A 12,539-nucleotide genomic window follows, 5' to 3' on the forward strand; every position below is an offset into this window, starting at 1 on the left:
TGTCAATTGTTTTGAATAACAAAATGTTAAGAGGAAAACTTAACAACTATTTATTTGATGCGAGGTATCTGCTGTCGTATAATGAATGAGGAAAATCCAATAAAAGGAATCGAAATGCTCGTATGAAAGATACGAAAAAAATCAGAATACAGAGGGTCAGTACCTGGAGTATTATTGTTACGATCGTACTTGCAGTCATATTTGCAGCAGTTTCTGTGTCCAGTGAGAAAGAATTTCAGGTTCTCAGGCAGACGACAGATGAATATATTCTGTGTCAGAATTCAGCCAAGGAACTGCAGGACGGCTCGGATTATCTTACAGAGCAGGTCCGGATGTATGCAATGACCGGTAAGACAGAGTACTATTCCATGCGTCTTGTTGCAGAATCCTATGGTAAATCCGAGGAATCCTTGCCGGAAGAGATCCGGGATGTGTAGCTTTCGACAGAGGATGGTACCCCGGCAGTTTCCCTGAGTGTCGGTGTTGCCTTTGCAGACAGAGAAAATCCAGGAGAGAGCATTTTCAAGGATGCAGACAAGGTCCTGTACCGTGTCAAAGAAAATGGTCGAAATGGCTGTGATTTTTATTGATTTTTGACAAAAAGAGTCCTTCCGGGATCAGATCCGGGAGGATTTTTTTTGGTATAAAATTTAATCCAATGTTGTAATCGAGCCATGAGTATGGCATAATAAAAAAGGCAATGTAAAAAATGAATAAAAAGAAAGTTAAGAAAAGGTAAAAAAACAGAAGGTGTCCGTTCTGCACGGACGCAGGACGAAAAGACAACAGAGGAGAAAATTATGGCAATATTTTCAATGGTCTTATCTTTACTCTCAGGAGTAGCACTATTTTTGTTTGGAATGTCTCTGATGGGCGATGGCCTGAAACTGGTGGCTGGCAATAAGCTGGAGGCATTTCTGTACCGCATGACCAATACCCCGCTCAAGGGTGTTGCCCTGGGAACTGCTGTTACCAGCATCATCCAGTCTTCATCGGCAACGACAGTCATGGTCATCGGTTTTGTAAACTCCGGTATGATGAAACTGAAACAGGCAATCGGTATCATCATGGGTGCCAACATCGGTACCAGTATCACAGGATGGATTCTCTGTCTTTCCTATATTCAGGGATCCGGCGGTATCGCAAGCATCCTTTCTACAGCAACGATCTCAGCAGTTGTGGCGATCATCGGTATTATCCTTCGTATGTTCTGCAAACGTTCTGTACATAAGAACATCGGAAACATCATGCTTGGTTTCTCGATCCTTATGACCGGTATGCAGACAATGAGTGGTGCAGTTGCACCTCTTCGAGAGAGCAAAGTATTTATTGACATGCTGACAATGTTTTCCAACCCGCTGGCAGGTATCCTAGTAGGTATCCTGTTCACCGCTGTGCTTCAGAGTGCATCTGCGACAGTCGGTGTGCTGCAGGCTCTTTCCGTAACAGGTATCCTGACCTTTGCAAGTGCATTCCCGATCGTACTTGGTATCGGTGTCGGCGCAGCCTGTCCGGTACTGATCTCTGCGATCGGTGCAAATAAGAACGGTAAGAGAACAGCACTCATCTATCTTATGAATGACCTGTTTGGTCTTATCATGTGGTCCATTATCTTCTATACCGCGAATGCGATCGTACATTTTGGATTTATGGATATGATCATGACACCAGTAACGATCGCTGCCCTGAACACAGTGTTCCGTGTGGCAACAGTTATCGTACTGTTCCCGTTCATTCCGAAGCTTGAGAAACTGGTATGCATGCTTGTAAAAGACAGCGCAGAAGAACTGGAAGACGAAGCAGACTTTGACCTTCTTGAGGAGCGTCTGATCAACTATCCGGCACTTGCAATCGGTCAGTGCCATCGTGCAATGAACGGAATGTCCAAGAAACTCCGCAAGAATGTCAACCGTGCGATGAACCTTCTGAATGATTATCAGCAGGATAAATACGACAAGGTTCAGCGTAAGGAAGACCTGATCGACAAATACGAGAGCCGTCTGGGTGATTACCTGATCCAGCTCACCAAGCGTGAGATGAATACAGCACAGACAAGACAGGTTTCCCTGTATCTGCATACGATCAATGACTTTGAACGAATCGGGGATCACGCATCTTATATCGCACATATGGCAAATGAGATGCATGACAACCATACAAACTTTTCTCAGTCAGCCTGGGATGAGCTGAACATCGTCATGGAAGCTGTCCGTGAGGAGATCAATGTGACCTGCAATGCATTTATGAAGGATGACAGAGAGGCAGCGCAGAGAGTAGCACCGCTTGGAGCAGTTATCACCAATCTCTGTGATGAACTCAAATTACATCATGTAGCACGACTCAGCAAGGGCGAGTGCGGCCTGGAAGAGGGAACCGTATTTAATGACATCCTTAACAGTTTCGGACGTATTGCAGCCCACAGCGCAAGTGCAATGATGGCGCTGATGAAGAGTGGAGAAGAAGACCCGGATCTTCACATCCACGATTCCAAGGTCTATCCGACTGACACAATGGAGTATTATTCTTATTTCAATGAATACAGACAGAAATATGACATTGATGCTGTCAATGGCGGGGATCATGTAGTGAGCATGGAGCCGGAAGAAGTGGAGTGACCACGGGGCGGTGTTTGCCGGCTTTTTGAGTGTCCCCGGTGGCTTTACAATAATAATCAAGTACAGAGCAGTTTCGCAGACTGCTCTGTGTTTTTTTGTATATATCTAAAAATATTTTAGAAAAATGCCGCTTTAGCGTAGAAATAAAGAAAAGTATATGCTATACTGAGACGAATAAAAATGAGGGGCAATGCATTTTTATGCAAAACAAAAGAAAAGGAGAGAGGGAATGTTTGCATTATTCGAAAACTTAACAAACTGGTTATGGGGGCTGCCATTATTGATCACAATTCTGGTAACAGGAATCTATCTGACGATCCGCTCCGGATTTTTCCAGTTCCGTCACTTTGGACATATCATCAAAAATATGTTCAGCAAAGAACGTCGTGAGGAAGGTGGAGACGACGGCAAGAGTCTGACGCCATTTCAGGCGATTTCCATCGCGATTGGAGGAACCGTTGGTGTATCCAATATGTCCGGTGTTGCAACCGCGATCGCAACAGGAGGTCCTGGTGCACTGTTCTGGCTGTGGGTTGCTGCACTTCTTGCCATGGTCATCAAAATGACAGAGGTAACTCTGGCTGTCTACTACAGAGAAAAACAGCCAAACGGCGAATATCTCGGCGGACCGACCTACTATATGCAGAAAGGTCTGGGCGATGAGAAGAAACTTCCGTTCTGGAAGATCTTTGCGGTATTATTCGGTGGATGTATCTTTATGACATGGTTTATCACTCTTCAGAACTATACGGTATCTGAGGCAGTTGGAAGTACCTTCAAACTTCCATACATCGTACCGTCTCTGTTGTACGTACTTGCAATCTATGTGATCATCATTGGCGGTGTAAAGAAGGTCGGCGTGATCTCCTCTTATATGACACCGATCATGTGTCTGCTTTATATCCTGGGATCACTTTTTATCCTGCTCACAAACTTTGAACAGCTGCCGGCAGCATTTGGTATGATCTTCAAAGGTGCATTTACCACACAGGCTGCTGTTGGTGGATTTTTGGGAGCTGGTGTCGCAACCTGTATGCGTCTTGGTTTTGCCCGTTCTGTATACAGCAATGAGGCTGGATGGGGAACTTCTCCGATGATCCACGCTTCCGCGAAGACAGACCACCCGGTAAAACAGGGTCTGATGGGAGCATTTGAAGTATTTGCAGATACCATCGTTGTCTGCTCTATGACAGGACTTGTTGTTATCGTGACAGGTTACTGGAATTCAGGACTTCAGGGTTCCGAACTTACTCTGACTGCATTTGAATCCGGCATGGGCTCTGTGGCACGTGCACTGATCGCACTCAGCATCTTCCTGTTTGGTCTGACCACTTCTACAGGATGGTTTACATACTACAGTGTCATCCTGAAACACTGGCTCAAGGGAAATCAGAAAGTCCTCAAGGTTGCAGAAAAAGTATTTATTTTCGGAACTCCGTTATGGGGGCTGCTTGTAACTGTACTGACTCTCTATGGAAACGGAACACCGGCACAGCTCTGGGTGATCGCAGATTTCACGACCGTATTCCCGACATTCGTAAACGTAGCGACTCTGTTTCTCTTAAGCGGAACCTTTATCAAACTGCTTAAGGATTACAAGGCACGTTACATGGGAATTGGAGAGGTAGACAAAGATCTTGCACTTTTCTACGAAGATAAAAAGGCAAAAGAAAACAAATGATTTATCAGAAATAATTCATAAAGGATGAAGAAGCAGTGGATAAGATTTTTTTTAACGGACGAATCCGTACATTAGATGATGCCGGCCACGTAGCAGAAGCGGTTGGCGTGGAAAATGGCAAAATTGTTTTTGTAGGAACCAACGAAGAGGCAGAGAAGATCGCCTGTGAAGAAAAAGTTGACCTTGGCGACAGACTGCTTCTTCCGGGATTTGTGGACACGCATCTGCACATGCTGCATTATGCATTTGTAGAGCGTTCCGTCAAACTGTTTGACTGCACCAGCGTGGAAGAAATGCTGGACGCAGCGAAGAAGCGTATCGAGGAGCATGCGGGCAAACCGCTGACCTGGCTTTACTGCCGAGGATGGAACGAAGAACATTTTGCGGAGCCGAGATATCCGCACAAGGATGAGCTGGATGCCCTGTCCAAAGAAATCCCGATCATCATGGTCAGAGTCTGTGGACATGTAGGTGTCTGCAACAGCCGCGGTTTGGAACTGCTTAAGACGATTCCGCAGTTCTCTGAGATCGAGAAGGATGTTGATCTGGAAACAGGTCTGATCAAGGAAAATGCTGTACAGTTTTACTATTCTCTGCTTGACACCCCGTCACAGAAAGAAGTAGAAAACTACATTACCTACAGCGCAAAAAAACTGAACGAATGCGGCTTTACCGGTGTACAGTCTGACGACCTCGCAGCACTTCCGGGCAAAAACTGGAAGCGTATCATGAATGCCTACAAAGCACTGGATGCGAGAGGCGAGCTGAATGTCCGCCATTATGAGCAGTGCCTGTTTGAGCGTTTTGATGACGCCAAGGCATTTGTGGAAGAGGGATATCGTACTGGTCAGAGGGGCGATCATTTTACGATCGGGCCGATGAAGCTCATTCAGGATGGTTCTCTTGGTGCGAGAACTGCAGCGATGAACGAGCCATATGAGGACAGCCCTGGAAACTGCGGGAACATTATCTTCACGCAGGAAGAACTGGATGAGCTGTTCGCATTTTTTGACCAGCATCAGATGCAGGCGGCAGTACACTGCATTGGCGACCGTGCGATGGATATGGTGATCGAGGCGATCGCGAAATCTCCATACCGTAAGGATAACGCCAAGGGCAGACATGGAATCGTCCACTGTCAGATCACAAACCCGCGGATCCTGCGAGCAATGAAAGAAAACGACATTCTGGCATACATTCAGCCTGTATTTGTCGATCTTGATATGAATACCGTAGAACCGGCGATCGGAACACATCGTATGGAAGGTATTTATGCATGGAAGACCATGCTGGATCTCGGCATCCATGCATCCGGCGGCTCTGATGCACCGGTGGTAAGTTTCGATGCAATGGAAAACATCTATTTTGCCGTGACCCGCAAGAATATAAACGGCGAGCCGAAAGAGGGCTGGATCCCGTCGGAACGCCTGACAGTAGATGAGGCAGTGAAACTTTTTACAAAATATGCTGCTTATGCGTCGTACACAGGGGATGAGAACGGTACGATCGAGACTGGAAAGAACGCGGATTTTGTTGTGCTTGAGAAAGACCTCTATGAGATCGACCCGGATGAGATCAAGACCACGAAGGTGGATATGACGATCCTTGGCGGCGAGACCGTATTTGAGAGGAAATAAGTATGTATGAGATCATGAATGCAGATGAAGCCATCCGTCTGATCCGGGACGGGGACTGTATCTGCGTGAATTCATTTGTAGGGATCGAAAACCCGACTGAACTCCACGAGGCATTATACCGAAGATATCAGAAAATGCAGTCGCCGACGCATCTGACGATCGTATCCAGTGCCGGATTTGGTGTCTGGGATGACGAACATAATGCGGAAGGATATATTCGGGAAGGTGCGGTGGACAAGCTGATCTGCGGTCATTTTGGCGCGATGATGAGCACCAAAAAACTGGTGCTGGAGGACAGATTTGAGGCGTATAATCTGCCGCTTGGGTGTATTTCTCATGCAATCCGTGCACAGGCAGGCGGTCTTCCGGGAGCTTTGTCCAAAGTCGGACTGGATATTTTTGTTGATCCGAGGAGAGAAGGACCGGGGATCAACAGAATTTCCATCGATGATTCACTGGTGAAGCATGTGGAAGTGGATGGGGATGAATTTCTTTATTATAAACTTCCAAAGATCACGATTGCCATGATCAAGGGAACTGCTGCAGACAGAAAAGGAAATATCACCTTTGATGATATGTTCATGTCCGGCGACGCACTGTCCATCTGTCAGGCGGTCAAAGCAAACCGTGGAAAGGTCATCGTACAGGTGGATCGTCTCGTAGACACGCCGTCCCGTCCGCGTAACGCCATCATTCCGGGTTGTCTGGTCGATGCGATCGTTGTGGCAGAGCCGGAGGAGCGAAATGAAGCATACACGGCACTTACCGGAAGTTTTGAGATCCCGTACAAAGAATGGCATACCTGGAATGAGAAGATCAATGACCTCTCCCAGAAGCAGCGTAAAAACAACGTTCCGGCAAATATCATAGGAAAAAGAGCCGCTAAAGAGCTGCGAGTGGATGATATTGTAAACATAGGAATCGGAATTCCGGAAATGGTATCCAGATATGCGCGAAAGAGTGGGATGCTCGATATGATCACGCTCACGGTGGAGTCCGGAGGAATCGGGGGATTTCCTGTTTCGGGCGAAGCATTTGGGGCAATGATTGGTGCCGCTTCCGTTTATGATATGGCAAACCAGTTTGACCTGTATGACAACGGTGGGCTGGATATCTGCTTTATGGGCGGTTTGGAGGCAGACCGTTACGGAAATATCAATGCCCACAGAGGAACAGGGGCCTTTGCAGGCATCGGTGGCTTTGCCAATATCACAGCCAAGACCCCAACCGTAGTTTTCTGCATGACTTTCAACGCCAAAGGTCTGGAAGTCACCCAGGAAAAGGGTGTCGTAACCATCCACAAAGAAGGCGAGATCCCTAAATTTGTAGAGAACGTCTCAAGCATCAGCTTCTCCGCAAAACGCGCGATCGAAAACGGCCAGAAAGTCCTCTACGTAACAGAACGCTGCGTCTTCCGCCTCACCCCCAAAGGCCTGAAATTGATCGAAGTCTACCCGGGAGTGGATATGCAGAAAGACATCCTCGATCGGCTGCCGTTTGAGGTGGAGGTCTGATAGAATAGAACTTATAAAAAGTACAGAACAAATATTCGCTTGTTCTGTACTTCTTTTATGTGAAATGATATACTAAAAATAGCAATGATGGACACAATTGAGGTAGATGAGAAGTGAGGTGAGATGTATGTCTAAGCTTATGCAGGATTTAATTGAAGAATATGTGGAGGCTATCAAAAAGATTTATGGCTCTCATGTACGCCAGATAATCCTTTATGGTTCTTATGCAAGGGGTGACTTCCGTTCGGATTCTGATGTGGATATCAAACCTATTGCAAAAAGTGAAGAAATGGAATCTCTTTTTTGAGAACTTCATTGTATAATAAGGCTCCACCTGAAGTTTTATATGGATTTCCGTTTCCATCAGGAAACTCAAACTGCACAAACCAATAGTCGTAGATGGTCTTTGCCATCTCTTCTAAATAATCATTTATGTGAGAAATATTTGGAAACACAAATGCAATAGAATTGCAAAAAGAATAGCATTGAACTTTTTCAACATACAACCAGGAGGTGCTTTTGTGCAAAATTCACAACAAATCTTCAAACTACACTCCGAATATCACCCCACCGGCGATCAGCCGCAGGCAATCGAGCAGCTAGTCAAGGGCTTCAAGGAAGGCAACCAGTTCGAGACTTTGCTTGGTGTCACCGGCTCCGGTAAGACCTTCACGATGGCGAATGTCATCGCCCGGCTCAACAAACCAACCCTGGTACTTGCGCACAATAAAACACTGGCAGCGCAGCTTTACGGCGAGATGAAGGAATTCTTCCCTGAGAACGCAGTAGAATACTTTGTCTCCTATTATGATTACTACCAGCCAGAAGCATACGTCCCATCTACCGACACCTATATAGCAAAGGACGCTTCCACTAACGACGAGATCGATAAGCTCCGCCTCTCTGCAACGGCGGCACTCTGCGAGCGCAAAGACGTCATAGTGGTTTCCTCTGTATCCTGCATCTACGGTCTGGGTGCACCGGAAGAATTTTTTGATATGATGATCTCTCTGCGCCCGGGGATGGAGAAGGACAGGGATGATGTGATCAAAGAACTGATCGATATCCAGTATAACCGCAACGAGATGGATTTCCATCGAGGTACTTTTCGCGTGCGGGGCGATGTGCTGGAGATTTTTCCTGCCAACTACTCAGACCGTGCGATCCGCGTAGAATTCTTCGGAGATGAGATTGACCGCATCACAGAAGTAGATGTTCTGACAGGTGAGATCCGCAATGAACTGAAGCACGCTGCGATTTTCCCTGCATCCCATTACGTTGTTCCACAGGAAAAAATCCAGAAAGCAGCCGATGCGATCCTGGAAGAAATGAAAGAACAGGTTTCCTATTTCAAGAGCGAGGATAAGCTGATTGAAGCGCAGCGTATCGCCGAGCGTACCAACTTCGATGTAGAAATGATGAAAGAAACCGGCTTCTGTTCCGGAATCGAGAACTACTCGAGACACCTTACCGGGCTTGCACCGGGCCAGCCGCCATATACCCTGATGGACTACTTTAAGGATGATTTTCTTCTTATTATAGATGAGTCCCACAAAACAGTCTCTCAGGTCGGTGGAATGTACGCCGGAGACCAAAGCCGTAAGCAGACGCTTGTCGACTACGGTTTCCGCCTGCCATCTGCCAAGGACAACCGCCCGTTAAGCTTCGATGAGTTCGAAAACAAACTCGACCAGGTCCTGTTTGTCTCTGCAACACCGGGACAGTATGAGGCAGAGCACGAACTTCTCCGTGCAGAACAGATCATCCGTCCGACAGGACTTCTCGATCCGAAGGTAGAAGTCCGCCCGGTCGAAGGACAGATCGACGATCTGATCAGCGAAGTAAACAAAGAAGTGGACAAGGGCCACAAGATCCTGATCACGACTCTGACTAAACGAATGGCAGAAGACCTGACGGAATACATGAAGGATGTAGGAATCCGCGTCCGCTACCTCCACTCTGACATTGACACGCTGGAACGTGCAGAGATCATCCGCGATATGCGACTGGATGTCTTTGACGTACTTGTCGGGATCAACCTTCTCCGAGAAGGTCTTGACATCCCGGAGATCACACTGGTTGCAATCCTCGATGCAGACAAAGAAGGTTTTCTCCGTTCAGAAGTTTCTCTGATCCAGACGATCGGCCGAGCCGCCCGAAACAGCGAAGGCCACGTTATCATGTATGCGGACGTCATGACCGATTCCATGCGAAAAGCCATTCAGGAGACCGAGCGAAGAAGAAGCATCCAGGAAGCCTACAACAAAGAACATGGAATCACGCCGACCACAATTAAGAAAGCAGTCCGCGACCTGATCACAGTTTCCAAGGCAGTTGCCGAGACTGAAGCGAAACTCAAGAAAGATCCGGAGTCCATGAACCGCAAAGAACTTACCAGGCTGATCACCAAAGTTGAGAAGCAGATGCGCGAGGCAGCAGCAAGTCTGAACTTCGAACAGGCAGCAGAACTCCGTGACAAGATGATCGAACTTAAGAAAAATCTGGAAGAATTGGATGACTAGTGTACTTTACTCTTGTACAGTAATGGAGAGAGTGCTACAATAGAACGAACGGCAGGTATGATGCCTGAACAGAAACGAAAGAGGTAAATCGATATGCAGTTTTCCAAGAGATTAGACAGATTTGGAGAAGAAATCTTTGCAGCCCTGAATAACAGACGTATGGAACTGGAAGCACAGGGCATGAAAATTTATAATATGAGTGTGGGAACGCCGGACTTCAAAACACCGGAACACATCAAGAAAGCTCTGGCAGAGGCGGCCATGGATGACAATAACTGGAAATACAGTCTCAGGGATCTTCCGGAACTTCTGGAAGCAGTCTGTGACTATTATAAGAAACGTTTTGACGTAGAGCTGACACCGGACATGGTCATGACCGTTTACGGCAGCCAGGAAGGAATGGGACATCTTGGAATGGCACTCTGCGATGAGGGAGATGTTGTCCTTCTTCCAGACCCATGTTATCCGGTATTTGCCGCAGGCAGCCTGATGGCAGGAGCAGAGCCATACTACTATCCGCTCGTCGCAGAGCACGATTTTCTTCCATATGTAAAGGATATCCCGGAGGAAGTAGCACGCAAAGCCAAATACATGGTAGTTTCTCTGCCATCCAACCCGGTAGGAAGCATTGCCACACCGGGACTTTACGAAGAAATTATAGCATTTGCGAAGAAATATGACATTCTGATCATCCATGACAATGCATACAGCGACATCATCTTTGACGGAGCACATGGTGGAAGTTTCCTTGCAACAGAAGGAGCAAAGGAGATTGGCGTAGAATTCTTCAGCCTTTCCAAGTCCTTTAATGTAACAGGCGCAAGGATCAGTTTTCTCGTAGGCCGCCCGGATGTGATCGCGGCACTCCGCAAACTCAGAAGCCAGATTGATTTCGGAATGTTCCTTCCGATCCAGAAAGCAGCGATCGCGGCACTCAAAGGACCTCTTGAAAGCGTTCAGGAGCAGTGCCAGATGTATCAGGAGAGAAGGGATGCACTCTGCAATGGTCTCCGCGAGATCGGCTGGGACCTTCCAAATGGCAAGGGAACGATGTTCGTCTGGGCAAGGATCCCGGGAGGACGTACAGACAGCATGGCATTCTGTATGGAACTGATGGAAAAAGCCGGCGTCATCGTGACACCAGGAGCAAGCTTTGGCCCGCACGGAGAAGGATATGTACGTTTCGCACTGGTACTCCCTCCGGAGAAGATCAAAGAAGTAGTAGAAGCGATCCGCAGAAGCGGTCTGTAAAGTAAAACAGATATATCATAATACAGGAAGATTAAGAGAATCACAGTGTCGAACACAGAGAAGGTCCTGCCAGAATTGTCGGAGTTTCCCTATCTGTGTCGGAACTGTGATTTTTATGTTTTTTTCAAAAAATTCGTAATTATCTGTTGACAAATAATAACGACAGTGCTATCTTAACACTATAGATGTTAGCACTCCTTAATGATGAGTGCTAACAGACTAAACGGAAAGGAGCTGGGAACATGGATGAACAACTGACAGATCGTAAGAAACGGATTCTCAAGGCGATCATCAGGACATACATGGAGACAGGCGAACCAGTAGGATCCAGGACGATTTCCAAGGACAAGGATCTGAATGTCAGCTCAGCAACAATCCGGAACGAGATGTCTGATCTGACAGACATGGGATATATCGTTCAGCCACATACATCGGCAGGAAGAATACCTTCTGATAAGGGCTACAGGCTTTATGTGGATGAACTGATGCGGGAGAAGGAAGACGAGATTGCAGAGATCCGTAATCTGATGATCGAGAAGACAGATAAGATGGAGAAAGTGCTTAAGAATGTAGCACGTGTCCTCGCCTCGAACACCAATTACGCAACGATGGTTTCGGTTCCTCAGTACAGCGGAAGCAAACTGAAATTTATTCAGTTATCCCGTGTCAATGAATTGCAGCTGGTAGCAGTTGTTGTATGCGAAGGCAACGTCATCCGAAATCAGATCATCGATCTGGATGAAGAGATGGACGATGAGACGATCCTGAAGCTGAACCTGCTTCTGAATACCAATCTGAACGGACTGCCGATCCAGGATATCAATCTTGGAATGATCGCCAGACTTAAGGAACAGGCAGGTATTCACAGTAAGCTGGTGGCCAAGGTGCTGGATGCAGTGGCAGCTACGATTCATGTGGATGAGGACGACATGGAAATCTATACGTCAGGAGCCACGAACTTCTTCAAGTATCCGGAGTTATCGGATACGACGAGAGCAACCGGACTGATCTCCACTTTCGAGGAGAAGCAGCAGCTGGTAGATCTGGTCAAGGAGCGGATGGCAGATGACAATACCGGAGTTCAGGTGTACATCGGAGACGAACTTCCGATCTCGACCATGAAGGATTGCAGCGTTGTAACCGCAACCTATGAACTGGGAGAGGGAATGCATGGAACGATCGGTATTGTAGGACCGAAGCGAATGGATTACGAGAATGTAGTAAACAGCTTGAAGACCCTCAAGGTCGAACTTGATCAGGTTTTCATAAAAAATAAAAGCAATGAAGACGGCTAGCAGCCAGGCAGAAAGGCGGTAAAA

At 47.0% G+C, this 12,539-nt stretch carries 9 protein-coding genes and 1 pseudogene; all 10 read left to right on the forward strand.

The features are described 5' to 3' along the window. Window positions 1-122 precede the first annotated feature (122 nt). Complete coding sequence (locus tag DXC01_RS02300) at window positions 123-437, forward strand: hypothetical protein (RefSeq protein ID WP_118698118.1); 315 nt, start codon at window positions 123-125, stop codon at window positions 435-437. A gap of 33 nt (window positions 438-470) precedes the next feature. Further along, a complete protein-coding gene (locus DXC01_RS21410) occupies window positions 471-590 on the forward strand; it encodes a diguanylate cyclase (protein WP_118698177.1) in 120 nt (39 codons plus the stop codon). 210 nt (window positions 591-800) lie between these two features. After that, window positions 801-2,615 carry a Na/Pi cotransporter family protein gene (locus tag DXC01_RS02310; protein WP_118698119.1) on the forward strand — a complete coding sequence of 605 codons (1,815 nt, stop codon included), beginning with the start codon at window positions 801-803 and terminating at the stop codon, window positions 2,613-2,615. Window positions 2,616-2,844: 229 nt separating this feature from the next. Further along, the gene (locus tag DXC01_RS02315; RefSeq protein ID WP_118698120.1) at window positions 2,845-4,296 is read left to right on the forward strand and encodes an alanine/glycine:cation symporter family protein; all 1,452 of its coding nucleotides are present in this window, start codon (window positions 2,845-2,847) and stop codon (window positions 4,294-4,296) included. A gap of 35 nt (window positions 4,297-4,331) precedes the next feature. Then, window positions 4,332-5,933, forward strand: coding sequence for an amidohydrolase (locus tag DXC01_RS02320; protein ID WP_118698121.1), 1,602 nt, complete (start codon window positions 4,332-4,334; stop codon window positions 5,931-5,933). A 2-nt stretch (window positions 5,934-5,935) separates the two neighbouring features. Beyond that, window positions 5,936-7,447, forward strand: coding sequence for a CoA-transferase (locus tag DXC01_RS02325; protein ID WP_118698122.1), 1,512 nt, complete (start codon window positions 5,936-5,938; stop codon window positions 7,445-7,447). A gap of 127 nt (window positions 7,448-7,574) precedes the next feature. Next, window positions 7,575-7,712: pseudogene (locus DXC01_RS02330) on the forward strand (nucleotidyltransferase domain-containing protein); the annotation flags it as partial. Window positions 7,713-7,968: 256 nt separating this feature from the next. Further along, the gene (gene uvrB / locus DXC01_RS02340; RefSeq protein ID WP_118698124.1) at window positions 7,969-9,969 is read left to right on the forward strand and encodes an excinuclease ABC subunit UvrB; all 2,001 of its coding nucleotides are present in this window, start codon (window positions 7,969-7,971) and stop codon (window positions 9,967-9,969) included. Window positions 9,970-10,062: 93 nt separating this feature from the next. Next, window positions 10,063-11,220, forward strand: coding sequence for a pyridoxal phosphate-dependent aminotransferase (locus DXC01_RS02345; RefSeq protein ID WP_118698125.1), 1,158 nt, complete (start codon window positions 10,063-10,065; stop codon window positions 11,218-11,220). A 242-nt stretch (window positions 11,221-11,462) separates the two neighbouring features. Beyond that, window positions 11,463-12,515 carry a heat-inducible transcriptional repressor HrcA gene (gene hrcA / locus DXC01_RS02350; RefSeq protein WP_022214189.1) on the forward strand — a complete coding sequence of 351 codons (1,053 nt, stop codon included), beginning with the start codon at window positions 11,463-11,465 and terminating at the stop codon, window positions 12,513-12,515. The last annotated feature ends 24 nt before the right edge of the window (window positions 12,516-12,539 follow it).

Origin of the sequence: Blautia sp. OM07-19 (assembly GCF_003481595.1) — a bacterium.
Taxonomy (GTDB): domain Bacteria; phylum Bacillota; class Clostridia; order Lachnospirales; family Lachnospiraceae; genus Blautia_A; species Blautia_A intestinihominis.